The 25,064-nt window shown below is 59.5% G+C and carries 19 protein-coding genes; 2 read left to right on the top strand and 17 right to left on the bottom strand.

From position 1 onward, the window contains the following. Window positions 1-43: 43 nt before the first annotated feature. On the bottom strand, window positions 44-2,218 hold the full coding sequence (ligA, locus tag F617_RS0110710) for an NAD-dependent DNA ligase LigA (RefSeq protein WP_019565289.1): 2,175 nt from the start codon (window positions 2,216-2,218) through the stop codon (window positions 44-46). Between the two features lie 130 nt (window positions 2,219-2,348). Between ligA and F617_RS0110705 the strand changes: the two genes are divergently transcribed. Next, entirely contained in the window at window positions 2,349-2,963 is a 615-nt protein-coding gene (locus tag F617_RS0110705; RefSeq protein WP_003513197.1) for a LysE family translocator, read from the top strand. On the opposite strand, the gene recN is transcribed toward F617_RS0110705, so the two are convergent. The 7 genes from recN to F617_RS0110670 all read right to left on the bottom strand — a co-directional run bounded on the left by recN (window position 2,960) and on the right by F617_RS0110670 (window position 11,992). Continuing rightward, window positions 2,960-4,633: a DNA repair protein RecN gene (gene recN, locus F617_RS0110700; RefSeq protein ID WP_019565288.1), complete on the bottom strand. Its 1,674-nt coding sequence runs from the start codon at window positions 4,631-4,633 to the stop codon at window positions 2,960-2,962. The genes F617_RS0110705 and recN overlap by 4 nt on opposite strands. A 15-nt stretch (window positions 4,634-4,648) precedes the next feature. After that, entirely contained in the window at window positions 4,649-5,515 is an 867-nt protein-coding gene (locus tag F617_RS0110695; protein WP_003513201.1) for an outer membrane protein assembly factor BamD, read from the bottom strand. A gap of 236 nt (window positions 5,516-5,751) precedes the next feature. Beyond that, complete coding sequence (gene lpxC, locus F617_RS0110690) at window positions 5,752-6,708, bottom strand: UDP-3-O-acyl-N-acetylglucosamine deacetylase (RefSeq protein ID WP_003513204.1); 957 nt, start codon at window positions 6,706-6,708, stop codon at window positions 5,752-5,754. Between the two features lie 271 nt (window positions 6,709-6,979). Continuing rightward, window positions 6,980-8,725, bottom strand: a complete 1,746-nt coding sequence (gene ftsZ, locus F617_RS0110685; protein WP_019565286.1) for a cell division protein FtsZ — start codon at window positions 8,723-8,725, stop codon at window positions 6,980-6,982. 92 nt (window positions 8,726-8,817) lie between these two features. Beyond that, window positions 8,818-10,149: a cell division protein FtsA gene (gene ftsA, locus F617_RS0110680; RefSeq protein ID WP_003513208.1), complete on the bottom strand. Its 1,332-nt coding sequence runs from the start codon at window positions 10,147-10,149 to the stop codon at window positions 8,818-8,820. Next, window positions 10,146-11,078, bottom strand: coding sequence for a cell division protein FtsQ/DivIB (locus tag F617_RS0110675; RefSeq protein ID WP_003513210.1), 933 nt, complete (start codon window positions 11,076-11,078; stop codon window positions 10,146-10,148). Before F617_RS0110675 ends, ftsA begins: the two co-directional genes overlap by 4 nt. Further along, complete coding sequence (locus F617_RS0110670) at window positions 11,066-11,992, bottom strand: D-alanine--D-alanine ligase (protein ID WP_019565285.1); 927 nt, start codon at window positions 11,990-11,992, stop codon at window positions 11,066-11,068. Before F617_RS0110670 ends, F617_RS0110675 begins: the two co-directional genes overlap by 13 nt. 542 nt (window positions 11,993-12,534) lie before the next feature. Here F617_RS0110670 and F617_RS0110665 point away from each other — a divergent pair. Continuing rightward, entirely contained in the window at window positions 12,535-13,839 is a 1,305-nt protein-coding gene (locus F617_RS0110665) for an MFS transporter (protein WP_003513212.1), read from the top strand. Between the two features lie 69 nt (window positions 13,840-13,908). Here F617_RS0110665 and F617_RS0110660 read toward each other — a convergent pair whose 3' ends face one another. The 9 genes from F617_RS0110660 to F617_RS0110620 all read right to left on the bottom strand — a co-directional run bounded on the left by F617_RS0110660 (window position 13,909) and on the right by F617_RS0110620 (window position 25,055). Then, window positions 13,909-14,751 (bottom strand): GGDEF domain-containing protein, encoded by an 843-nt coding sequence (locus F617_RS0110660; protein WP_245260779.1) that lies wholly within the window; start codon window positions 14,749-14,751, stop codon window positions 13,909-13,911. 200 nt (window positions 14,752-14,951) lie between these two features. Next, a complete protein-coding gene (gene murB / locus F617_RS0110655) occupies window positions 14,952-15,917 on the bottom strand; it encodes a UDP-N-acetylmuramate dehydrogenase (RefSeq protein ID WP_003513214.1) in 966 nt (321 codons plus the stop codon). Then, window positions 15,914-17,329 carry a UDP-N-acetylmuramate--L-alanine ligase gene (gene murC, locus F617_RS0110650; protein ID WP_019565282.1) on the bottom strand — a complete coding sequence of 472 codons (1,416 nt, stop codon included), beginning with the start codon at window positions 17,327-17,329 and terminating at the stop codon, window positions 15,914-15,916. The genes murB and murC overlap by 4 nt, the downstream gene beginning before the upstream one ends. After that, entirely contained in the window at window positions 17,326-18,462 is a 1,137-nt protein-coding gene (murG, locus tag F617_RS0110645) for an undecaprenyldiphospho-muramoylpentapeptide beta-N-acetylglucosaminyltransferase (protein ID WP_026330780.1), read from the bottom strand. The genes murC and murG overlap by 4 nt, the downstream gene beginning before the upstream one ends. A 6-nt stretch (window positions 18,463-18,468) precedes the next feature. Further along, window positions 18,469-19,623, bottom strand: coding sequence for a putative lipid II flippase FtsW (ftsW, locus tag F617_RS0110640; RefSeq protein ID WP_019565280.1), 1,155 nt, complete (start codon window positions 19,621-19,623; stop codon window positions 18,469-18,471). A gap of 4 nt (window positions 19,624-19,627) precedes the next feature. Beyond that, window positions 19,628-21,037 (bottom strand): UDP-N-acetylmuramoyl-L-alanine--D-glutamate ligase, encoded by a 1,410-nt coding sequence (gene murD, locus F617_RS0110635; protein WP_019565279.1) that lies wholly within the window; start codon window positions 21,035-21,037, stop codon window positions 19,628-19,630. 3 nt (window positions 21,038-21,040) lie between these two features. Continuing rightward, window positions 21,041-22,141, bottom strand: coding sequence for a phospho-N-acetylmuramoyl-pentapeptide-transferase (mraY, locus tag F617_RS0110630; RefSeq protein WP_003513226.1), 1,101 nt, complete (start codon window positions 22,139-22,141; stop codon window positions 21,041-21,043). 23 nt (window positions 22,142-22,164) lie between these two features. Beyond that, the gene (locus F617_RS0110625; RefSeq protein WP_026330779.1) at window positions 22,165-23,598 is read right to left on the bottom strand and encodes a UDP-N-acetylmuramoylalanyl-D-glutamyl-2,6-diaminopimelate--D-alanyl-D-alanine ligase; all 1,434 of its coding nucleotides are present in this window, start codon (window positions 23,596-23,598) and stop codon (window positions 22,165-22,167) included. Further along, on the bottom strand, window positions 23,595-25,055 hold the full coding sequence (locus F617_RS0110620; protein ID WP_013636513.1) for a UDP-N-acetylmuramoyl-L-alanyl-D-glutamate--2,6-diaminopimelate ligase: 1,461 nt from the start codon (window positions 25,053-25,055) through the stop codon (window positions 23,595-23,597). The genes F617_RS0110625 and F617_RS0110620 overlap by 4 nt, the downstream gene beginning before the upstream one ends. Window positions 25,056-25,064 lie beyond the last annotated feature (9 nt).

The following is a 25,064-nucleotide window of genomic DNA, read 5'->3' as shown; positions in this document are numbered from 1 at the left end:
TGAGACCCATAGCGGCGCAAAACAACGAGGCGATGACGGTGCTTCAGCCACCGATCAGCGCCAGCCACTCGTCCTCGTCCATGGTCTGAACGCCCAGCTCCGCCGCCTTGGCAAGCTTGGAACCTGCCCCCGGCCCGGCCACCAGAATATCCGTCTTCTTCGATACGGAACCGGCCACCTTGGCGCCCAGACTTTCCGCACGGGCCTTGGCCTCGTCGCGCGTGAATTTTTCCAGAGACCCTGTAAAGACCACCGTCTTGCCCGCTACCGGGCTGCCTTCGGTCGAGGGCTTCTCGGCCTCCTTCGGCCGCAGCTCCCGTATCAGCCGGTCGATGACATCGAGATTGCGCGGTTCCTTGTAGAATTCGATGATGGCGCGCGCCACGACCTCGCCGATGCCATCGATACTGTTGAGTTCGGCCCAGGCATCGCTCGCCGGGTCGGCTGCCGCCTTCATGGCTTCCTCGAAATGCTCATAGGTGCCATAGGAACGCGCCAGAAGCTTCGCCGTGGTTTCACCGACATGACGAATGCCGAGAGCGAAGATAAGCCGATGCAGATCGATCTCGCGGCGGGCATCGATGGCATCGAACAGTTTCTTGACGCTGACCTTGCCGAAACCATCTATGTTTTCGAGTTTCGTAAGATGCGATGCCTCCTGCCGCGCCTTCAGCGTGAAAATATCAGGCGCGGTCTTGATGGAGAGGGCCGGATCCTCGCTTTCGAAAAAGAAATCGATCTGCTTGGTACCCAACCCCTCGATATCGAAAGCATTGCGTGAGACGAAATGTTTCAGATGCTCGACCGCCTGCGCCCGGCAGACGAAACCGCCGGTGCAGCGCGTGACCGAATCGAGCTTACCGGTCTTTTCATTGCGCTCCCGCACCGCATGGCTGCCGCACACAGGACATTTCTCCGGAAACGCATATTTCACCGCCTCAGCCGGGCGCTTCTCCAGAAGCACATCCAGCACCTGCGGAATGACATCGCCTGCACGCTGCACGACGACGGTATCGCCAATGCGGATATCATGATCCTCGGGCCGAATGCGCTCGCCGCTATTGCCGATACCCTCGATGTAATCGGCATTGTGTAGCGTCGCATTGGTGACGACGACGCCGCCGACCGTAATCGGGGTGAGACGCGCAACCGGTGTCAGCGCGCCGGTGCGCCCTACCTGGATTTCAATGTTCTCGACCGTGGTGAAGGCCTGTTCGGCCGGAAACTTGTGTGCGGTGGCCCAGCGCGGGCTGCGCGAACGGAAACCCAGCCGTTCCTGAAGGTCAAGCCGGTCGACCTTGTAGACCACGCCGTCGATATCATAATCGAGATCGGGTCGCGCGACGCCGATTTCATTATAATGTTCAAGCAATTGTTCGGCAGAGGTGAATCGCTTCATCAGCGGATTGACCGGGAAACCCCATTCCCGGAATTTCTCGACGATACCATATTGCGTGTCGGCAATCCGCGTCGGCTGGCCGCCATTGGAGACCTCGCCAAGAGCATAGGCAAAGAACCGCAGCTTGCGTTTCGCCGTCACCTTGGCGTCAAGCTGGCGCAGCGAACCGGAGGCCGTGTTGCGCGGGTTCACATAGGTCTGCTTGCCATCGGCCTCCATCTGGGCATTGAGCGCCATGAAGTCGCTCTTGGCCATATAGACCTCGCCGCGCACCTCCACCACATCGGGTACATCGGCAGGCAGCTCGTTCGGAATTTCCTTGATGGTCTTGATATTGGCGGTGACGTTCTCGCCCGTCGTGCCGTCGCCACGTGTTGCCGCCGTCTTCAGCTTGCCGTTCTCGTAGCGGATGGACATGGAAAGTCCGTCGATCTTCGGTTCGGCGGTAAAGGCAATAGAATCATCCGGCAGGTGCCCGAGGAAGCGGTAAACCGAACTGACGAAATCGCGCAGATCACCTTCGGAAAACGTATTGTCGAGTGACAGCATCGGCCGCGCATGCACGATGGGCGCGAAGGTGGGAAGCGGCGTGAAGCCGACTTTCTTCGAAGGGCTGTCGGCCCGCACCAGCGCCGGGAAAGCCGCCTCTATGGCATCGTTGCGCCGCTTCAGCGCATCGTAGTCCGCGTCCGAAATTTCCGGCGCGTCCTTGCCATGATAAAGCGCATCGTGGCGGGAAAGCTCGGCTGCCAGAAATGCCAGCTCGGAAGAGGCCTCAAGCTCGGTCAGGTTTTCGACGGGAATCTGGTCTTTCGACATGGAAGAAGCCTCACGGATGAATCTGCAATGCTTTTAGCGAATTATTGGCAAACGCAAAACCATCCTCGCTTTTCAACAGGCGGGAATCCGCTATTCTGAGCATCCGGATGAAACGGAAGCCGGAGCCCCCATGGAACTCACCACCCTCATTGCCTTTGCAGCAGCCTTCTTCGTGTTCGCGGCCAGCCCCGGCCCGGACAATATGACGATCGTCGCCCGCACCATCACCCATGGTGCCGCCTCCGGCCTCGCCTATGGGGCCGGAACCGTTGCAGGAATATTGATATTCCTCACGCTTGCAGCCTTCGGCCTGTCGATCCTCGCCGCCGAAATGGGAACGGTGATGGCGGTGCTGCGCTATGGCGGCGCGGCCTATCTCATCTGGATGGGCTTCAAACTCTGGACAGCGGAACCTGTGGTTCCCGATCTGCAACCCATGAATGGCCGCCATAGCCTTCTTTCGATATTCGCCACGGGAACCGCGCTCAATCTCGGAAATCCGAAAATGCCGCTCTTTTACGTGGCGTTGCTACCGAACGTTGTCGGCGCCTCGCTGACGGTCGATCACCTTCTGGCGCTGGCATCCGTCATCGTCGTGGTGGAGGGGGTTGTGATCGGCGCTCATGTGGTTCTGGCTGTGCGGGCAAGAAAGCTGCTGCGTGAGCCAAGAATCGTCCGCAGGGTGAACCGGGCGGCGGGCGGCGTCATGATCGGCTCCGGCGTGGCGGTGGCCGTCAGCCGTTAATCCTTGGCGGCAAGCAGGCGGGCGGCAGCAGCCCTCGCCTCATCTGTCACCGAGGCACCGGCAAGCATGCGGGCGATTTCTTCGGTGCGATGTTTCGGCTCCATGGTAGCGACACGCGTGGCGATGCGCTCGGTGCCGTCGCCGGAGGGGCCTTTGGAAATGAGAAGATGTGTGGCCGCCCGCGCGGCCACCTGGGGCGCGTGGGTGACGGACAGAACCTGCACGGTTTTCGACAGACGACGCAGCCTCTGGCCAATGGCATCTGCCACAGCGCCGCCAACGCCCGTGTCGATTTCGTCGAACACCAGTGTCGGTGCCGAACCACGATCAGCCAGCGCGACTTTAAGCGCCAGCAGGAAACGGGACAATTCGCCGCCAGAAGCGACTTTCATGATCGGGCCGGGCCGCGTTCCAGGATTGGTCTGAACGTGGAATTCCACGATGTCGATACCGTCAGCCGTCGCTTGCTCCGGGTCGGAGCTGACTTCGACGGTAAAACGTGCCCGCTCCAGCTTGAGCGCCGGAAGCTCCGCCATGACAGCTTCGGAAAGCGCGTTCGCCGCATTGTGGCGTTTTTCGGAAAGCGATTTGGCCGCGTGGTCGAACTCGGCTTTCACAACGCCGAGGTTGGCTTCAAGTTTGCCGAGCTTTTCTTCGCCCGCATCGAGGTCGGCAAGATCCGCGACCATTTTTTCCGCAAGCGCCGGCAGATCAGGCACCGCGACATTATATTTGCGTCCGGCGGCGCGTAGCGCAAACAGCCGTTCCTCCACCCGCTCCAGCTCGCGTGGATCGAACTCGGTGCGGCGAAGTGCGGCCTCCACTTCCATCTGCGCGTTGGAAAGGCTGTCGAGCGCGGCATCCAGCAATTGCACGGTGTCTTCCAGCAATCCCGGCGCCTCGTGGCTCTTGCGTTCCAGGCGCCGCATCATGGATGCGATCATGGGCACTGGCGAGGAGTTGCCGTTCAGGAACTCGCTCGCTTCGGCGATATCACCGGCAATACGTTCGGATTTCTGCATCACCGCCCGACGTTCGGCAAGCTCCTCCTCCTCGCCGTCGCGCGGCGAGAGCACCTCAAGCTCCTCGACGGAGGAACGCAGATAGTCCGCCTCTCGGGCAGCAGCCTCAACCTTGGCACGATGGGTTTTCAATGCCCGCTCGGCGTCCTTCCATGTGCGGTAGAAACCCTGAACGGCACGGGCATCTTCGCTCAGCCCGGCAAAAGCATCCAGCAGCGTGCGGTGGGCATCGGTATCGACAAGGGCGCGGTCGTCGTGCTGGCCGTGAATTTCGACCAATAGCTGCCCCAGCTGACGCATCATCTGCACGCTGATGGCCTGATCGTTGATATAGGCCTTGGTGCGTCCGTCTGCGGATTGCACGCGGCGGAAAATCAGGTCGCCATCGTCATCGAGGCCGTTTTCGCGCAGGAGATGCCGTGTGGGGTGGCTGTTCGGAACTTCGAAAGTGGCAGTGACCTGCCCCTTCTCTTCCCCGTGGCGCACCAGACCGCCATCGCCGCGGCCGCCGAGGGCCAGCGACAGGCTGTCAAGCAGAATGGATTTGCCCGCGCCCGTCTCACCCGTCAACACGGAAAGGCCCGCCTCAAAGCCGAGGTCGAGCCTTTCAATCAGAACGATGTCACGAATCGAGAGCTGGACCAGCATGGCCTATGCCCTGTCTCAGGCGCCGATAAGCTTCTTGCCGGCGCGCGAAATCCAGGACCCCTTGTTTTCACGCGGCTCCAACCCACCGCCCTTCAGCAGCTTGTAGGAATCCGCATACCATTGGCTGTCGGGATAGTTGTTGCCGAGAACGGCGGCAGCAGTCTGCGCCTCGTCGGAAAGACCCATCGCATAATAGGATTCCGTCAGACGGGCCAGCGCTTCCTCGATCTGGTTGGTGTTCTGGTATTGCTCGACGACGATACGGAAACGCGAAACGGCGGCGAGATATTCCTTGCGCTCAAGGTAATAACGGCCGACCTGCATTTCGCGGCCAGCGAGCTGGTCGCGGGCGAAACGGATCTTGGCCTGCGCGTCGGCGACATATTCCGAATCAGGGTAGTCGTTGACCACCTTGCTCATCGCCTCGACCGTGCGCTGCGCGGCGCGCTGGTCCTGCGTCACGTCGGAAATCTGCTTAGAATAGGCAAGACCGATCATGTACTGAACGTAAGCGGCATCCTTGGAGCGCGGATACTGGCGCAGGAATCGGCTGCCGGACGCGATGGCCACGTCGTTCTTGTTGGTGCGCGTGGCGATGAAGGTCTGCATCACAAGCGCCTTCTGGCCCCATTCGGTGAAGGGATATTGCTTGTCGATCGCCTCGAACTTGCGCGAGGCTTCCGTCATGTTGCCGGCGTTCATGTTTGCAAGCCCCTGCTTGTACAGAACGTCTGGCGGATCGGTCTCGACGCCGAGCTTGGTAATGTCGATATCCGGATCGGACTGGCAGGCCGTGACGGCAACACTCGCACCGACCAACATCAACGAAACGGCGATCCCCCGCATCGTACCCTTCATTGCACCAGACCCTACATGCTTCATTCGACAGTTCCCACTTCCCGCGCAAATACATAAGCATCGGCTTTGCACTGGCGTTTCTAGCCATAAAAGCATCTGCAGGGCAACGCAATGATGATGCATTAACGCATTTTTATGGCATCGGCCCATGCAATCGCATGAATATCAGGCGGTATGACAAAACATCCCGCCCCTCATCGTGAAAAAGCCGCCCCGAAACGGAGCGGCTTTTCCTGTCAATCAATAGCCTGCAAACAAACTCAAGCGGACCAGGGTGCAAATTCCGGCATGTTGACCGGAACGAATTCGCGGGCACGTACCTGGTTGCGGGCGGCCGGAGCCTCCACGATCTCATAGGCCGAGCGGTCGCTCAGCAAAGCCTTCAGCGCGTTGGCATTGACCTTATGGCCGCCGCGATAGGAGCGATAGCAACCGATGAACTGTGCACCGGCAAGTGCCAGGTCGCCCACGGCGTCCAGCGTCTTATGGCGAACGAATTCGTCCTTGGCATAACGCAGGCCTTCCATGTTGATGACGCTGTTGTCATCGGAGATGACAACAGAGTTTTCAAGCGAGGAGCCGAGTGCGTAACCGGCAGCCCACAGGCGCTCCACGTCACGCATGAAGCCGAAGGTGCGGGCGCGCGAAAGCTCGTTCTTGAACGTATCCGCCGTCAGGTCGCCCTTCCAGGACTGCTTGCCGATTAGCGGCGTGTCGAAATCGATATCGACCTCGAACCGCGTGCCGTCGTAAGGGCGGAACTCCGCCCAGGACGCACCCGAATCGATGCGCACCGGCTTGATGACGCGGATATAGCGGCGCTTCACACCAAGGTTCTTGATGCCAGCCGATTCGATCGCATCGATAAATGGCGCAGAGCTGCCGTCCATGATCGGCACTTCCGGACCGTCGACCTCAACGACGAGGTTATCGAGGCCCATGGCGTAGATGGCGGCCATGACGTGCTCGACCGTTGCCACTGACTGGGATAGCGAGCGGCCGAGCACGGTGCACAGATCGGTATTGCCGACATTGGAAGACACCGCCTTCAACTCGGTTACGCTGCCATTTTCATGAAGGCGCTGAAACACGATGCCCGTTCCTGCTTCTGCGGGCTGGAACGTCATCGAAGCCGGATTGCCGGAATGCACGCCAATGCCCTTGAGCTGAACAGCATTTGCGATAGTCGTCTGAAATCCGAGCAGTCCGATAGTCATGCGTATATGCCTTGTTTTGAAAACCGCGCCGTATGTTCAGCGCCGTTCAAGTTTTTCAAGCCGGTTTCAACAACCGGCGAGGTCAATGTTTTCCCTTACCCAGCCTCATACATACGCACATGAAAGTGCCAGGACAAATCACTGTTCGTTTCGGATTGTTACACGCACAAGCCATTGAAAAGATGAATTAATTTACTGTTAATAACGCACAATAAAACAAAACGCCCGGGTCGTGTGACCCGGGCATTTGGAGAGGCGAACGGAATCGCTGTTAGTTGGACTGGCGACGCAGGAACGCCGGAATTTCCAGCTGGTCGTCGTCATGGTGGCTTGCCGAAGAAGGCGTCGCACGACCGTGATCGTCAAGCTGGCCACGACGCGGAGCGTAGAGGCTGGCTTCCGGCGAAAGTGCGCGGCGCTGCTGCGGCGCCATGCTCGGCGCATCCATCATTTCGGAAGGAACTTCTTCCTCTTCGCGTCGGCCAAGCGAGTTGGTGATGCGCTTCAGAAGACCCATCGGACCACGCTCTTCCTGGGCTGCAGGAGCTGCGTGGGCACGGTGATCCATCTCGGCCTTCACGACCGGCGGAAAGTCTTCAACCTTCGGCATGCGGACAGGCTCGGGCTGGCGGGCAACAGGAGCCTGCTCCTGATAGACCGGAGCCTGCGGCTGCTGCAGACGCGGAGCGGCAACCTGTTCCGGCGCATGATAAACCGGTGCCGGGGCAACAGGTGCCGGAGCAGCCTGCTGAACCGGCTGGGCCGGACGGAGAGCTGCCGGTGCTTCAGCCGGAGCGGATGCAAACAGCTTGCTCTGCGGACGGAAATCCTGAGAGGGCTGCTGGTGTGCTGCGAAACCAAGTTCACGTTCCATTTCGGCTTCCGCCGAACGGATGGTCTGGGCGATCTGGTCTACGGTCTTTGGTGCCTGCGATACTGGTTGTGCAGGCTGAACTGCGGCCGGAGCGGGAGCAACGGCCGCGGAAGGACGGATAAGCGGCTTGGCGGCTGCGGCGCGCATATCGGCAATGTTCTGTTCGCCAACGCCTGCAACGCGGTCGATGCCGGTCGCGACGACGGAGACGCGGATGAGACCTTCAAGTGCCTCGTCGAAGGTTGCGCCGAGGATGATGTTGGCATCCGGATCAACTTCTTCGCGAATACGGGTAGCCGCTTCGTCGACTTCGAACAGGGTAAGATCGCGACCGCCGGTGATGGAGATCAGGAGGCCCTGTGCGCCCTTCATCGAGGTTTCGTCGAGCAGCGGGTTGGCGATTGCCGCTTCCGCAGCCTGCATCGCACGGCCCGGACCGGAAGCTTCGCCAGTACCCATCATTGCGCGGCCCATTTCACGCATGACCGAGCGAACGTCGGCGAAGTCGAGGTTGATGAGACCTTCCTTCACCATCAGATCGGTAATGCAGGCAACGCCGGAATAGAGAACCTGGTCAGCCATGGCGAAGGCATCGGCAAAGGTCGTCTTGTCGTTGGCAATGCGGAAGAGGTTCTGGTTCGGAATGACGATCAGCGTATCGACGGACTTCTGCAGTTCCTCGATGCCCTGTTCGGCAAGACGCATGCGGCGACCGCCTTCGAAATGGAAAGGCTTGGTAACGACGCCGACCGTCAGGATGCCCTTGTTGCGGGCAGCCTGTGCGACGACAGGTGCAGCACCCGTTCCGGTACCACCACCCATGCCGGCCGTGACGAAGCACATGTGGGTGCCGTTCAGGTGATCGATGATCTCATCGATGCATTCTTCAGCGGCGGCGCGTCCGACTTCCGGCTGGGAACCGGCACCGAGACCCTCGGTGACGTTGACGCCGAGCTGGATGACCCGGTCTGCCTTCGTCATGGTCAGAGCCTGTGCATCCGTGTTGGCGACGACGAAATCGACACCCTGGAGGCCAGCCGTGATCATGTTGTTGACAGCGTTACCGCCACCGCCGCCGACACCGAAAACAGTGATGCGTGGCTTCAGCTCGGTGATATCAGGCTTTTGCAGCTGTATCGTCATTTTACCATTCCTTCTTTCTCTGGCCGCATCGCCCCGCTGGCCGATTCTTGAAAACTCAACTTGGAAACCTCAGGCTCACGCCACGAGGCTACTCAGAAACTCTCTTTCAGCCATTGCCCTACCCGGGCTATCCGGCCGCTACCCGTACCAAACGGCGAGAACATTCCGCCTTGCGCCGCATGAATTTCGATGTCCGCTACCTGCGGATAGATCATCAGTCCGCATGCGGTTGAAAATGCCGGTCCCTTTGCCGCAACCGGAAGACCCGCAACCCCCATGGGGCGGCCGATACGAACGTTGCGGGCAAGAATGCGCCGTGCCGTTTCCGGCAGCCCCGTCAGCTGGCTCGCGCCGCCCGTCAGGACAACACGTTTGCCGACGATGGGGCTGAAGCCGGACTTCTGGATACGATCACGGATCAATTCCAGCGTCTCTTCGATACGCGCCCGCACGATGCGGGTAACAAGTGCCCTTGAAACTTGCGATGGTTGATCGCGATCATCTTCGCCAATCGGCGGGATCGAAATCATGTCGCGCTCATCCGCGCCATTCAGCAAAGCCGAACCATGCACCACCTTCAGTCTCTCCGCATCTTCGATTCGTGTCGAGAGGCCTCGTGCAAGATCTGTCGTAACGTGATGACCGCCAAGGCCGATCGCGTCGGTATGAATGAGACGGCCTTCGGCGAAAACCGAGATCGTCGTGGTGCCGCCGCCCATGTCGATGGCCGCACAGCCAAGCTCGACCTCGTCATCGACCAATGCCGCAAGACCGCTGGCATAGGGCGTCGCCACCATGCCCTCGACCGAGAGATGCGCGCGATTGACGCAAAGCTCGAGGTTCTTCAGCGCCGTGCGTTCGACAGTCACCACATGCATGTCGACACCGAGAAGATCGCCATACATCGACAGCGGATCACGAATGCCTCGCTCGCCATCCAGCGAATAGCCTGTTGGCAGCGAATGCAGGATCGCCCGGTCCTGACGCATGGACTGCTGGCTCGCCGCCACCAGAACCTTGCGCAGGTCGCTTGCTTCGACTTCCTGTCCGCCGAGATCGATGCTCGCGGTATAGATGTCGCTTGCCAGCCGGCCGGCGGAAACATTGACGATCAGGCTGTCGACGGTCAGGCCTGCCATGCGCTCGGCCGCATCCACCGAAAGACGGATCACGCCTTCGAGCGCGTCAAGATCGGCGATCACGCCGGATTTCACACCGCGCGAGCGCTGGTGACCAATGCCGATGATTTCCACCTTGTGGGTGCGACCCGGCAGGATTTCGCTTTCCTGGCGCGGCGTCAGCCGTCCGATCATGCAAACGACCTTGGTCGAGCCGATGTCGAGCACCGAGACGATGTGGCTGCGCTTGGAAGACAGCGGCTTCAGACGAGGCAGGCCGAAATGGGAAGAACCAAAAAAGCTCATGTGTTCTTCTCCGCTTTCTTGAGTGCCTTCGTGCGTGCATCTACCGCCGTCTGGCGGCGCTCTGCTGCACCTTCGGTCAACTGGATCGTTGTGCGGTCCGTCAGACGCAGATCGACGGCAGCGACATCACGCGACAGAACCTTTTCCTCGAGATCGAGCCGTGCCAGCAATTGCAGTGCCTGCGGCAGGTTCTCTTCCGGCAGCTTGACGACGATGCCGTTGTCGAGATGCAGATCCCAGCGGCGGCCGGCAATGCGAACATAGGCGCGAACGCGATTGCGAATTTCCGGCCAATCGGCCAGTTGCGCTACGAAACCGGCAGCACCCGTTTCCGCGTCGCGTCCGACGAACAGCGGCAGGGCGGCAAATTTATTGTCACGCAGCGGCGCGATCACGCTGCCGCTTTTTTCGATCAGCGACAGTTCCGTGCCATGCTGCCAGATGCCGAAAGCTTCACGCTCCTTCAGGCGAACCTCAACCGTCTTCGGGTAGACCTTGCGGATATCAACATCTTCGACCCAGGGAAGCTGGACGAGCTTGCGGCGTGCCGCATCGATATCAAGCGCAATCAGGGAGGTGCTGCCGTCAAGGCCGAGAAGCTGGAAGACTTCGATTTCCGATGTCTGCAAATTGCCGGATACCTTGACGTCCTCAACCGCAAAACCGGCGGCCGAGGTCGTGGTCTGGGTGACGATATTCGTATGTCCGCCAAGCGACATGCCGTAAAGCCCGATCACCGCGTAAAAGGCAACAGCCGAAATCGTGCCGGTATGGGCGGGAATGTGGATGCGTCCGGTCGCAAGGCTGACGCCGAAACGCACGAAACGACGCAGCGGACGCGGCAGCACCCTGCGATCGTCGGCATTTGCCGTCGCCACGAATTGCTCGCGCTTTTTTGCCGTCGACTTTTTGCCGGTCACCGCAAACACGAAGCGTCCTCCACCATCCAGCTGACAAGGTTACCAAAGGAGCGGCCAGCATGGGCCGCCATTTCCGGCACCAGGGAGGTCGGCGTCATGCCCGGCTGCGTATTCACTTCAAGCCAGATAACTTCGCCATCTTCTGAGAAGCGGTCGTCGTAACGAAAGTCTGAACGGCTTACGCCACGGCACCCGATCGCCCGATGCGCCATAACCGCCAGTGTTTGAATTTTTTGGTAAATTTTTGGTGAAATTTCTGCCGGAATGACATGCTTTGAGCCACCGGCTGCGTATTTAGCGTCATAATCATAGAAATTGTGACCCAGCGGCACCACTTCCGTCACTCCTAGCGCCTCGCCGTCGAGCACGCCGCAGGTCAGTTCGCGACCATGGATGTAACGCTCGACCATGACGTGATCGCCGTAACGCCATTCGGACGAGGTAAGGATTTGCGGCGGATGCGACTGGTCTTCCTTGACGATCACCACACCGAAGCTCGAGCCTTCGCGCACCGGCTTCACGACGTAGGGCGGCGCAAGCGGATGTTCGCTGGTGAATTCGAACCGGTTCATGACGCGTTCGTCAGCCACCGGAATGCCAGCAGCCGCAGCCACTTTCTTGGCCTGCGCCTTGTCCATGGCAAGTGCAGAAGCGAGCACGCCGGAATGGGTATAGGGAATGGCGAGATATTCGAGAATGCCTTGAATGGTGCCGTCTTCACCGAAGGGGCCATGCAGCGCATTGAAGGCGACATCCGGGCGCAGCTCGCCGAGTACGGCGGTGATATCGCGCCCCACATCGACCCGGGTGACCTTGTACCCCTCGCCCTCAAGGGCGAGCGCGCAAGCGTTCCCGGACGAGAGGCTGACCGGCCGCTCCGACGAAAACCCACCCAAAAGAACAGCTACGTGCTTGCCGCCCATCGATACCTCTGACACCAAATCTCCGCTACGATCCGCACCGGAACCAACCGAATTTGACGAACGGTGATTCTGGCACATGATCCTTGAGATCAGTTAAACGCCATTAAGGTTAATGAATCGTTTACTTTCGTTAACCGCCGCGCCCAACATGCCAGTTCCATTAAAGAATCAGCATCGATCCGAATTACCTCCTTGGAATCAGAGAGTTGGACGGATTGCAACATGCAGGTTTTCAATGATCGGAAATAGAACGAGGGTGCCGCACACTTCTATCCCTGATAAAGACAAGGCGAAAATGTTAACAGATGACGCTTTTCCCCAGCGAAAATTATCTGACGTTTCAGCGTTTTAAATCCGTCGCCTGAATCAGTCTCTCAATCTTGAGACTGCGTCCTCGCACACGCTGCGGTCCCTGTCGCACCAGCCGATCACATTGTGCGCATTATTTCTTTTTTAGCATTCCAAAAGAACAAAAATTGCGTTAACGCAGTCAATGCCTCCCAAGGCATGACATGCAATCATCCAAAAATGGGACCAAAACCATGACTGACGCGATATCTCCGGTATCGCCGACAGCTGGCAATTCGAACGTTGTAAAGACAAATTCGCCTGCACGAGTTCTCACTGCCAGCCTGGTCGGCACGACCATCGAGTTTTTCGATTTTTACGTTTACGCCACGGCCGCAGTGCTCGTGTTTCCGACATTGTTCTTCCCGAACAATGATCCGATGACGGCACTTCTGGCATCCTTCGCCACCTTCTCCATCGCCTTTTTCGCCCGCCCGCTCGGCGCCGTCGTTTTCGGCCATTATGGTGACCGCGTCGGCCGTAAAGCTACGCTTGTCGCCGCTCTGCTGACCATGGGCGTATCGACGGTCGTGATCGGCCTTCTGCCGTCCTATGAGACAGCCGGTGTTCTGGCACCTCTGTTGCTGGCGCTTTGCCGCTTCGGTCAGGGCTTCGGTCTTGGCGGAGAATGGGGTGGCGCGGTCCTGCTGGCCACGGAAAACGCTCCTCCCGGCAAGCGCAGCTGGTACGGGATGTTTCCGCAGCTCGGCGCGCCCGTCGGTCTGTTCCTCTCCTCCGGCGTCTTCTGGATCCTGCTGCACTTCATGTCGCAGGAAGCGCTTCTGAGCTGGGGCTGGCGCATTCCCTTCGTCGCTTCGATCATCCTGATCGCGGTTGGCATGTGGGTTCGTCTGTCGATCACCGAAACGCCAGCCTTCCAGAAGGCGATCGAAAAGGAAGAACGTGTTGCCGTGCCGGTCGTGGAACTGTTCCGCAACCACAAGCGCAGCCTCGCGCTCGGCACTTTCGTAGCGTTGGCTACCTTCGTGCTGTTCTATATCGGTACCGCCTATCTGCTGTCCTACAACGTCAAGGTTCTGAAAATCCCGTTCCTCGACGCACTCGAAGTGCAGATCATGGGCTCCATCGTTTTCGGCATCTTCATCCCGATCGCCGGCAAGCTCGCTGAGCGCTTCGGCCGTCGCGAAATCCTGATCCTGACGACGGTGCTGATCGGCCTGTTCTCGTTCCTGCTGCCTACCCTGATGACAGGCGGCGAAGGTTCGATCTTCATCTTCGCGGCTCTTGCGATGACGCTGATGGGCATGACCTACGGCCTGATTGGAACGGCGCTTGCCGCCCCCTTCCCGACAAGGGTGCGCTACACCGGCTCGTCCATCACCTTCAACATGGCCGGCATCTTCGGCGCATCGCTGGCACCCTACATCGCCACATGGCTGCAGGTGAATTACGGCATGGGATATGTCGGATATTACCTCTGCGTATCCGCCCTCATCACGCTCGCCTGCATTCTTCTGTCCCGCAAGGATGAAGTCTGAGCGACAAGCCACTAAAAGATCGGGGCCGCGAAATCACCTTTCGCGGCCTTTTTTCGTTTGTGATGATCCTCAAGCGATAATTTGACGGCCACCTTTCGCGCCCGACGAACAGATGCGATTACGCCCGCTACGTTTCGCCTCGTAGAGCGCCATATCCGCATTGTGCATGACCTTCTCGAAAATCTCCCTGTTCCCGCGCAAGGCCACACCTATCGAGATGGTGGTACTGATCTGCAAATCCTGAAAATGAACCGTTGTCGTCGCGATCTTCTCACGGACGCCTTCGCACTGTTCCAGGAACCGGTCCGGGGCAAGGGTGTGGACGACGACAAACTCTTCACCGCCCATCCGCGCCACATGAGCAGCTTCATCGAAACCTTCCCGAATTGTCTTGGCAACACTGGAGATAACCATGTCACCAGCCAAATGGCCGTAGCTGTCATTCACGGACTTAAAATGATCAATGTCGATAAATGCGACGCAATATGGCGTACTCAGGTGAACGCAATTCGAATAAAGACCTAGCCGGTTGTGAAGACCTGTCAGAGCATCAGTCTGGCTGAGCTGCGCAAAACGCTCGTGTGACTGGATCAGTAACTGCATCTGCCTCGCATTGAGCCAGCAAATTAAAAAACCGACGGTGAAAGAGATTGTCGTACTAAGGACCAGGCCGATCGTGAGCCCATTGCTCAAGTCCGAGACCAGGTCCAACTGCGCCATCGTCAGGATCGCAACGACACAGATAACGGCGGCTATGGAAGCGATCAGGCAAGCCAATCGAAATGATGACTGTACCGGGTCAAGCCGACGCCATCCATCCGGTGTCGCCACGGTGAAAGTCGTTATCGCGACGAGTTCGCTTAAAAAACGTGACAGCTGTCCGCTTACGCGATCGGCAATGAAAATGCTCATAAATATCACCCAAGCAGTAGAGTGGCGCAACGCTGCCTCTCCCGTAATCTAAATACTGCTTATAGATAAAAACTATTGATCGACCGTTACCCGTCGCCAAGGGTGATATGAAACAAAAACTCCTGGCCGCTTGGTGCTGCCAGGAGAGATATGAAACGGCTAACGCAGTTGCTCATGGCAATCGCGAGGCATCGCAAATTTCAGGCGCCGAGGAAGGGCTCCACTTCACGACCCGGCATGAATAGCCCAAGCCGTTTGATTTCCCACTCCAGCCGAATGCCCGACTTCTCGAACACGCGCTTGCGAATGGTCTCGCCCAGATATTCCAGATCGTAACCGGTCGCATGGCCGGTATTGATCATGAAATTGCAATGCAGCGATGACATCTGCGCACCGCCGATGACCAGACCGCGACCGCCCGCTTCGTCGATCAGTTCCCAGGCGGAATGACCTTCGGGGTTCTTGAAGGTTGATCCACCGGTCTGTTCACGGATCGGCTGCACGGTTTCGCGGTGGTGACGCACGGCGTCCATATCGGCGCGGATCTTCGCGCGGTCTTCCGGATAACCCTCAAACAGGGCGCCGGTGAAGATCAGACCAGCATCGGCGCCGGAGTGGCGATAGCTGTAATCCATATCCGCATTGGAGAGCACATGCTGGTTGCCCTGACGGTCCACCGCATAAACCTCCACGACACGCTCACGCGTTTCACCGCCGTTGGCGCCCGCATTCATGCGCAGAGCGCCGCCGATGGAGCCGGGAATACCGTAATAGAAATGGAAACCGCCAATGCCATTATCCATGGCCATCGCGGCAATATGCTTGTCCGGGCAGATCGCGCCTGCCTTGATGCGGTTTTCACCCGAAAGCTCCACCGAGCCGAAACCTTTGGCGGAAAGACGGACGACGACACCTGGAATGCCGCCATCGCGCACCAGAAGGTTCGAGCCGACACCGACCACGGTCAACGGCACGTCCTCCGGAAGGATTTTCAGGAATGTAACCAGATCGTCGGTATCGTGCGGCTGGAACATGACTTCCGCAAGACCGCCGGCTCTGAACCACGTCACGCGGTCCATGGGCGCATCCGGTGTCAGACGTCCCCGCAATTCCTTTACCCCGTCGCCGAGCCTCCCCAGCAATTTAACCCCATCGACCTGTCTCATTCAGACTTTCCTGATATGCTCTTCAATTCCGAAGGCAGCACTGCCGCCCATTGCGTGATATTTCCGGCCCCCAAGAGAACCACGAAATCGCCCGGATTCGCAATGCCTGCAACCACTGACGCGAGATCTTCCCGTTTTTCGAGAAAACGGGCATCGCGATGGCCGGCAGCCTTGATTGCGGAGACCAGCGCTTCCGAGCTTGCGCCCTCGATCGGATCTTCGCCCGCTGCATAGACCGGAGCAAGAATAATCGTATCGGCATCGTTAAAACAATGCGCGAAATCATCGAACAGGCTGGAAAGGCGGCTGTAGCGGTGCGGCTGGTGCACGGCGATGATGCGGCCCTTGCAGGCTTCGCGCGCAGCCGCGAGCACAGCCTTGATCTCAACCGGATGGTGGCCGTAATCGTCGAAGACTTGCACGCCATTGGCTTCGCCCGTCAGCGTGAAACGACGCTTGACGCCGGCAAAGGAGGCAAGGCCCTTCTTGATGTCCGCTTCCGAAATACCGAGACGATTGGCGACGGCAATCGCGGCCGTTGCGTTCGAAACATTGTGGCGACCGGGCATCGGCAGGACGAGGTCCGTGAAGGAGAATATCTTGCCGGTGCGGCGCCGGCGAATTTCCACATCGAAGATAGACCGTGTGCCATCGATGCGCACATTCGAAAAACGCACGTCGGCCTGTGGGTTCTCACCATAGGTGATGACCTTACGGTCTTCGATACGCCCAACCAGAGCCTGCACCTCGGGATGGTCGAGACACATGACGCCAAAGCCGTAAAACGGAACATTCTCCACGAATTGCCGGAAAGCAGCGCGCACGGCGTCGAAATTGCCGTAGTGGTCAAGATGTTCCGGGTCGATATTGGTGATCACGGCCACATCGGCCGGAAGCTTCAGGAATGTGCCATCGGATTCATCGGCCTCCACCACCATCCACTCGCCCTCGCCCATGCGGGCGTTGGTGCCATAGGCGTTGATGATACCGCCGTTGATGACGGTCGGGTCGAGATTGCCGGCTTCCAGCAGGGTCGCGACCATCGAGGTCGTCGTGGTCTTGCCGTGCGTGCCACCGATGGCAATGGCGTTGCGGAAACGCATGAGTTCAGCCAGCATTTCGGCACGGCGAACGATCGGCAGGTGTTTTTCCCGCGCGGCGATCAACTCCGGATTGTTCTTCTTGATCGCGGTGGAAACGACCACGACCTCGGCATCACCGAGATTATCCGCCGTGTGGCCGACGAAGACCTCGATGCCCTTGTCGCGCAGGCGCTGCACATTGGCGCTGTCGGCCTGGTCGGAGCCCTGTACGCGATGACCGAGATTGTGAAGCACTTCGGCAATGCCGCTCATGCCGATCCCGCCTATGCCGATGAAATGGACAAGGCCTATGGCTTTCGGCATCTTCATGCCTCAACTCCTTCAATGTTCTTCTTGAATTCCTGTACGGACTTTCCGCTCGCAATCGCCTCGACCAGATCGGCCAGTACATCTGCCGCATGCGGTTTTCCTGTCGCCTTGGCCGCCGCCGCCGTTGCGGACAACCGATCCGGCTCGGACAGCGCCGAGGACAGAAGGCCGGAGAGCTTCTGCGGCGACAGTTCCGCCTGCTTGATAACGCTTGCACCGCCGGCTGCCGAAAGCGCTGCCGCATTGGCCGCCTGATCGTGATCCAGCGCATGCGGATAAGGCACGAGGATCGAGGGTCGGCCGATGACCGAAAGCTCCGATACCGTCGATGCACCCGAACGGCTGATGACCAGATCGGCCTCACCGATGCGGGAGGCCATGTCGCCGAAGAAAGGCGAGACATCCGCCTTCACGCCCAGCTTCTGATACGAGGAGATCACACTGTCCTTGTCTTCCGGGCGCGCCTGCTGGGTCACGACGATGCGCTTGCGCTGCTCGTCCTTCAACAGGCAGATCGCAGCCGGAACCGCGCTGGAAAAGAACTGCGCTCCCTGGCTGCCGCCGAAAACCACGAGCTGGAACGTCTCGCCGGTCTGCGAAGGCGTATAGGGTATCTCTGACGCCGCCAGCACCGCCGGGCGCACGGGATTGCCGGTCGCAACCGTCTTGTCGGAATATTGGCCGTTGGCGGGCGGCAGAAAACCGCCGGCAATCGCCTTCACACGGGCCGCCAGCGCCTTGTTGGCACGACCCATCACCGCATTCTGCTCGTGAATGATCGATGGCACGCCAAGCCCGGTCGAGGCAAGCAGCGGCGGCACGGTGGGATAACCGCCAAAGCCGACGACCGCAACCGGCTTCAGCTTCGAGATCAGCCGGCGCGCTGAACGCAGCCCTGTCCACAGCTTCCACAGCGAACGCGCCACGGAAATCGGGTTTTTCGAACCAATGGTGGCGGATGGAACGACGTGAATTTCTTCCGCCGGAAACTTTCCCGCATAACGCTCGGCACGGCTGTCGGTGACCAGATGCACCTGATACCCGCGCGCTTTCAGCGTGTGCGCCAAGGCCTCGGCTGGAAAGACATGGCCGCCGGTACCCCCGGCGGCGAGCAGAACAATACCCTTGCTCATGATCATTTACTCCGCAGGAACGCCGGAACCGACGCGGAAGAAGCTGCGCTCCTGCGCCCTCTTTTCCGGCCTGTGGCGTGTCAGCGCCAGAAGGAAGCCTGCCGTGACGCAGATCGCCATCATCGACGAACCACCATAGGAAATCAGTGGCAGCGTCATGCCCTTGGCGGGCATCAGCTCCAGATTAACGCCGATATTGATCATTGACTGCATGCCGATCTGCAGGACCAGACCGGCCACGGCAAAGCGGCAGAAATCGTCTTTTTCCCTGAAGGCGTGCGAGAGGCCGCGCAACACGATGAAGGCGAAGATCGCCACAAGGAACATGCAGAAAACAATGCCGAATTCTTCCGCCGCCACCGAGAAGATGAAGTCGGTATGGCTGTCGGGAATGATACGCTTGACGATGCCCTCACCCGGGCCGCGACCGAACCAGTCGCCACGAATGATCGCCTCGCGCGCCGTATCCACCTGGAAGGTATCACCCTCACCGGTCCAGAAACGGTCGATACGGCCGGCGACGTGCGGCAGGAGCAGATAGGCGGAGACGATGCCGAGAACGCCGAGGCCGCCGAGCACGATGATCCAGAACCACGGAACACCGGCCATGAAGAACATGCCGCCCCACACCACCGATGTCAGGATGGTCTGGCCAAAGTCGGGCTGGGCGATCAGAAGTGCCGCCACGATACCGAAGGTGATGATAGCGAAGAGGTTGCCGGGAATTTCGGGGTGACGCGCGCGTTCGGCAAACAGCCAGGCGCAGACAATGACGAAGGCGGGTTTCATGAATTCCGATGGCTGGATCGAGAAGCTGCCGATGGAAATCCAGCGCCGTGCGCCCTTGACCTCGATACCGAAGAACAGCGCGAAAATCATTATCAGCAGCGACGCGATCAGCATCATCACCGCCACGCGCCGGACCTGACGCGGCGACAGGAAGGAAAGACCGATCATGATCGCCAGCGAAGGCACCATGAACATCGCCTGACGTTCCACGAAGAAGAAGCTGTTGAGACCGATGCGTTCGGCAACCGCCGGCGATGCCGCAAATGACAGCATCAGGCCGATGCCCATCAGCGCGATGAACGCCGCCAGAAAGAAACGGTCGATGGTCCAGAACCATTCCGCGACCGGACCGCGATCAACTCGGCTTACCATGGCCTCAGCCCCCTTTTCCAGAGTGAACGAGCATCGTCACGCCATCGAGCGCCGCAACCTGCGCGACGAACGAATCACCTCTGATTTCAAAGTTCTTATATTGGTCGAAGCTTGCGCAAGCCGGGGATAACATCACGATATTGCCGGCCGTCGCATCTTTTTCCGCATCCGCCGCCGCATGCTGCACCGCCTTGTCCAGCGTGCCGGATATTTCATAAGGCACGGCTTCGCCGAGCGTCGCTGCAAATTCCGCCGCCGCCTCGCCGATCAGATAAGCCTTGGCGATGCGCGGAAACAGGGGCGCAAGGCTGGCAATGCCGCCGGCCTTTGGCAGACCGCCCGCGATCCAATAGATGCGCTCATAGCTCGACAAGGCCGGTGCTGCTGCATCGGCATTGGTGGCCTTGCTGTCATTGACGAAAGTGACATTGCCGCGCCGACCGACAGGCTGCATGCGATGTTTTAGGCCGGGGAAGGACTTGAGACCTGCGCGAACGTCCTCTTCGGAAACGCCGACGGCAAGGCATGCGGCAATTGCAGCCGCTGCATTCTGGGCATTGTGGCTGCCGCGAAGCGTCTGGATGCCGTCGAGATCGACCAGCGGCGAGGACTTGCCCCCATGCGCCCGCAGGATGCGGCTGCCTTCGGCATAAAGACCTTCGGAAACGACATTGCGCTTGGAAATGCGCTCCACCTTCACGCCGGCACGCTCGATGCGGTCGGCGATCAGCGTGGAATAGCTGTCATCAACGCCGACAATTGCCGTGCCACTGCCGGCCACAAGCCGTTCCTTGACATCGGCATAATGCTGCATGGTGCCGTGCCGGTCGAGATGGTCGGGCGTCAGATTGAGCAGAATACCGGCCGTCGGATTGATCGTCGGCGCCAGATCGATCTGGTAGGACGAGCATTCAACGACATAGAAACGTTGCGCTTTCGGCGGATCGAGGCTCAGCACGGCAGTGCCGATATTGCCGCCGAGTTGTGTATCGCGGCCCGAAGCCTTGAGGATATGGGCAATCAGTGCGGTCGTCGTGGATTTGCCGTTCGTGCCGGTGATGGCGATCAAGGGGCAATCCGGCGCATGCGCCCGGCGCTCGCGAATGAAAAGCTCGATATCGCCGATAATCTCGACACCCGCCGCCCGGGCAAGATCGACCGACCAGTGCGGCTTCGGATGCGTCAGCGGCACGCCGGGTGCGAGCACGAAAGACGAAAAGGAATGCCAGTCTATCGTTCGAAGATCAGCCGTCGTTATGCCTTCGGCCTCAGCCTTGGCGACGCTGTCGGGATTATCGTCGAAAGCAACGACATCCGCCCCGCCGGCAACCAGTGCCCGGGCCGTGACGAGGCCCGAACCGCCAAGCCCGAAAAGCGCGACCTTCTTACCTCTGAACGACGAGACCGGGATCATCGCTCACCTCAGCTTCAGCGTAGCGAGGCCGAGCAGCGCCAGACCGACGGAAATGATCCAGAAACGGATGACCACCTGGCTTTCCGTCCAGCCTTTTTTCTCGAAATGATGGTGGATGGGCGCCATCAGGAAAACGCGCCTGCCGGTGCGCTTGAACCAGAAAACCTGGATGATGACCGAGAGCGTTTCCATCACGAACAGGCCGCCGACGATGACCATGACGATCTCGTGCTTGGTGGCGACAGCGATGGAGCCGATGAGGCCGCCTAGCGCCAGCGAACCCGTGTCACCCATGAAGATGGCGGCGGGCGGCGCGTTGAACCACAGGAAGCCGAGGCCAGCCCCGACCACCGCGCCGACGATTACAGCGAGCTCACCCGTTCCGGGCACGAAGTTGATCTGCAGGTAATTGGCGAAAACCGCGTTACCGGCGAGATAAGCAATCACGCCGAAGGTGGCGGCTGCAATCATGACAGGCACGATGGCGAGACCATCGAGACCGTCGGTCAGGTTAACCGCATTGCCGGCGCCGACAATCACGAAAGCACCGAACAGCACGAAGAAATAGCCGAGATTGATCACGAGTTCCTTGAAGAACGGAAAGGCGATGGAGCTTCCGAGCGTGCCGCCATGCGGTGCGGAAGCAAGCGCCACCTTCATCATGAAGAACACGGCAATCGCGGCAATCAGGAATTCGATGCCGAGACGGGCTTTGCCGGAAAAGCCCTTGTCGCTCTGCTTCGTCACCTTGAGATAGTCGTCATAAAAGCCGATAGCCCCGAAGCCGAGCGTCACCATCAGAACGGCGACGACGTAGACGTTCGACAGGTCACCCCAGAGCAGCGAACCGCCGAGAATACCGGCAAGGATCATCAGCCCGCCCATGGTCGGCGTGCCAGCCTTCTTGAAATGCGTCTGCGGCCCGTCGGCACGGATCGGCTGGCCCTTGCCCTGGCGCACGCGCAGCGAATTGATGATCGCCGGTCCGAAAAGGAAGACGATCAACGCAGAGGTGAACATCGCCGCACCCGCCCGGAAGGTGATGTACCGGAAGAGGTTGAAGACTTGAATTTTATCCGACAGTTCGACGAGCCAGATCAGCATAATTGCCCTTTCAAAAGGCTATTTCAGACTTGGCGTTCCGTCTCGGGGAATGCCGGATACTTGTCAAGCAGCGCCGCGACAATCTTGCCGAAACCCAGCCCAAGTGACGATTTTACCATCAGCGCATCGCCCGGTTGCACCCATTGCAGGGCAAAATCGGCAAGTTCAGCTGTCGTCGGGAACCAGATGACAGTTACACTGTCCGGAAGCGCATCGCGAAGGGCGGCCATCGCCTCCCCAGCCAGCCAGACATGTTCGATACCACCGGCTAGCAGCGGTCCGGCCAGTTCCTCGTGTAGCTGGGCTGAGAATTCGCCCATCTCCAGCATGTCGCCGAGAACGGCAACGCGACGGCCATAACCCTGCGTTTCTGTTTCCGCAAGCACGGCAATCGCCGCCCGCATGGAGGCGGGGTTGGCGTTGTAGCTCTCATCGATCAGCAGGAAGGAGCCGCTTTCAATCGTCAGGCGATGGCGCTGTCCGCGCCCCTTGACTGCCTCGAGCGTTCCGAGCACCTCGAAGGCGCGGTCGAGATTGGCGCCGGTGACGGCAACAGCGCCAAGCACCGCCATGGCGTTGTCGGCAATATGCCTGCCGGGAATGTTCAGGTGCAATTCGCTCGTTTCGCCGTTCAGGATCGCCCAGATGGTCGAGCCCGTGGACGTGCTTTCGAAATCGGCCAGCCGGAAATCGGCCTTGGCATGCTGCCCGAAGGTCAGGATATGCTCGATACCCTGGTCCTGCGCCGCTTCTTCAAGTTGCTCGAACTGGGCGTTGTCACGGTTGAGGATGACGAAGCCGCCCTCCTCCAACCCTTCGAATATCTCCGCCTTGGCGCTCGCGATCTCTTCTATGTTCTTGAAATTGCCCAAATGAGCTGGCGCGATGGTGGTAATGATCGCGACATGCGGACGTACCATCTTGACCAGCGGACGGATTTCGCCGGAGTGGTTCATACCGATTTCGAAAACGCCGAATTCGGTATCGGCGGGCATGCGCGCCAACGTCAGCGGCACACCCCAGTGATTGTTGAAGGACGCCACCGCCGCATGAACCCGGCCCGAAGGCGCCAGAGCCTGCCGCAACATTTCCTTCGTCGTCGTCTTGCCGACAGAACCGGTCACCGCGATGATCCGCGCCGTGGTCCTTTCACGCGCCGCAATGGCGAGCTTGCCAAGCGCCGCGAGGACATCCTCCACGACGATCATGGGCACGGTCAGGCGGCCGAGGGCCGGCAGCTTGCCTTCGGCGACGACCAGCAGGCCCGCACCATTGGCGACAGCAAAACTCGTATAGTCATGGCCGTCGACCCTATCGCCCTTGATGGCGAAAAATGCTTCACCAGCCTTCACAGTCCGGCTGTCGATGGAAATGCCGGTGATACCGGTCGGCAGGTTCCCGACGGGACGCCCTGCCGTGATGGCGATCATGTCGGCGACTGTCCATAACCAATTCAAATCTTCAATCCTTCCAGCGCGGTACGCACCTGTTCATGATCGGAAAACGGCAGCGTCACGGAACCGACGATCTGCCCCTCTTCATGCCCCTTGCCCGCGACGATCAGCGTATCGCCGTTCGAAAGCAGCGACACCGCATGACGGATCGCCTCTGCCCTGTCGCCAATTTCCAACGCACCCGGCGCAGCCGCCATGACTTCGGAACGGATCGTTGCAGCGTCTTCCGAGCGCGGATTGTCGTCGGTAACGATGACGATGTCGGAAAGACGTGTCGCCACTTCGCCCATGATCGGGCGCTTGCCCTTGTCACGGTCGCCGCCGCAGCCGAAGACGGTGATGATGCGGCCGGAGGTGAAGGGCCTGACCGAGGTCAGAACATTTTCAAGCGCATCCGGCTTGTGGGCATAATCCACATAGGCAAGCGCGCCGTTCTTCGTCTGGCCCACAAGTTCCAGGCGACCGGCAGCACCGATCAGCTTTTCAAGCGCCTTCATGGCCGTTGCGGCGGAAACGCCGGTGGACATGGCAAGACCGGCGGCGACGAGAGCATTGGCCACCTGAAAATCGCCGGCCAGCGGAATGTCGACTTCGTGGATCACGCCGTCATGGTGCACTTCGATCAGCTGCTTGTGACGGAAATGCTCTACACGCTTCAGCGTCAGATAATCGCCCTTCCGGCCAACGGTGCGCACATTGAGGCCTGCATCCGCGGCGGCGCGAATGGCCTTATCCGACCAAGGGTCGTCGGCAAAAATGACGGCTGGCGCGCCCTTTTCCATCAGCGTGTCGAACAGCCGCATCTTCGCGGCCATGTAGTCCTCGATGGTCGGGTGATAATCCATGTGATCACGGCCGAGATTGGTGAAACCGGCCGCAGCGAGCTTCACGCCATCAAGGCGACGCTGGTCGAGGCCGTGGCTCGAAGCTTCCATGGCTGCATGGGTCACACCTTCGGCAGCAAGCTCGGCGAGAAGCGCATGCAGCGTCACCGGATCCGGTGTGGTAAGCGCGCCATAATCTTCGCGGCCGGGAGCGATGACACCCGTCGTGCCGATCTGGGCGGCGGCATGGCCAGCGAAAGCCCAGATTTGCCGCACGAAGGAGGCAACGGAGGTCTTTCCCGCAGTGCCGGTAACGGCGACCATGGTTTCCGGCTGTTTTCCATAAAAACGGGAAGCGGCGAGCGAAAGGTAGAGGCGCGGGTCAGTGACAGCGAGGACCGGCACATCGGCATCCACCGCATGCCCGGAAACGACGGCGACCGCACCCTTGGCGACCGCGTCCTTCACATAGGCCGCGCCATCCGCCTTGGTTCCCGCAACCGCCACGAACAGGCTACCGGGCGCAGCCTTGCGGCTGTCTGCGGTAATTCCCCCGATTTCGATTGCCCCTATCTCAGACAGGAGCAATTCATTCAATTCCGGAAACGCCGTCCCGGATATATCTCGCAAATTCATCGACTGTGT

Origin of the sequence: Agrobacterium sp. 10MFCol1.1 (assembly GCF_000381165.1) — a bacterium.
GTDB classification, from domain to species: Bacteria; Pseudomonadota; Alphaproteobacteria; order Rhizobiales; family Rhizobiaceae; genus Agrobacterium; species Agrobacterium tumefaciens.
This window is presented reverse-complemented; position numbering and strand designations above follow the sequence as displayed.

Bases quoted from the DNA above. Each gene is read 5' to 3' on its own strand.
- F617_RS0110670 (WP_019565285.1), bottom strand. From the start codon at position 11,992: ATGGGCGGCAAGCACGTAGCTGTTCTTTTGGGTGGGTTTTCGTCGGAG.
- F617_RS0110705 (WP_003513197.1), top strand. From the start codon at position 2,349: ATGGAACTCACCACCCTCATTGCCTTTGCAGCAGCCTTCTTCGTGTTC.
- murC (WP_019565282.1), bottom strand. From the start codon at position 17,329: ATGAAGATGCCGAAAGCCATAGGCCTTGTCCATTTCATCGGCATAGGC.
- ftsA (WP_003513208.1), bottom strand. From the start codon at position 10,149: ATGAGCTTTTTTGGTTCTTCCCATTTCGGCCTGCCTCGTCTGAAGCCG.
- murB (WP_003513214.1), bottom strand. From the start codon at position 15,917: ATGAGACAGGTCGATGGGGTTAAATTGCTGGGGAGGCTCGGCGACGGG.
- mraY (WP_003513226.1), bottom strand. From the start codon at position 22,141: ATGCTGATCTGGCTCGTCGAACTGTCGGATAAAATTCAAGTCTTCAAC.
- murD (WP_019565279.1), bottom strand. From the start codon at position 21,037: ATGATCCCGGTCTCGTCGTTCAGAGGTAAGAAGGTCGCGCTTTTCGGG.
- ligA (WP_019565289.1), bottom strand. From the start codon at position 2,218: ATGTCGAAAGACCAGATTCCCGTCGAAAACCTGACCGAGCTTGAGGCC.
- murG (WP_026330780.1), bottom strand. From the start codon at position 18,462: ATGAGCAAGGGTATTGTTCTGCTCGCCGCCGGGGGTACCGGCGGCCAT.
- F617_RS0110620 (WP_013636513.1), bottom strand. From the start codon at position 25,055: ATGAATTTGCGAGATATATCCGGGACGGCGTTTCCGGAATTGAATGAA.
- ftsZ (WP_019565286.1), bottom strand. From the start codon at position 8,725: ATGACGATACAGCTGCAAAAGCCTGATATCACCGAGCTGAAGCCACGC.
- ftsW (WP_019565280.1), bottom strand. From the start codon at position 19,623: ATGGTAAGCCGAGTTGATCGCGGTCCGGTCGCGGAATGGTTCTGGACC.
- F617_RS0110665 (WP_003513212.1), top strand. From the start codon at position 12,535: ATGACTGACGCGATATCTCCGGTATCGCCGACAGCTGGCAATTCGAAC.
- recN (WP_019565288.1), bottom strand. From the start codon at position 4,633: ATGCTGGTCCAGCTCTCGATTCGTGACATCGTTCTGATTGAAAGGCTC.
- F617_RS0110695 (WP_003513201.1), bottom strand. From the start codon at position 5,515: ATGAAGCATGTAGGGTCTGGTGCAATGAAGGGTACGATGCGGGGGATC.
- lpxC (WP_003513204.1), bottom strand. From the start codon at position 6,708: ATGACTATCGGACTGCTCGGATTTCAGACGACTATCGCAAATGCTGTT.
- F617_RS0110660 (WP_245260779.1), bottom strand. From the start codon at position 14,751: ATGAGCATTTTCATTGCCGATCGCGTAAGCGGACAGCTGTCACGTTTT.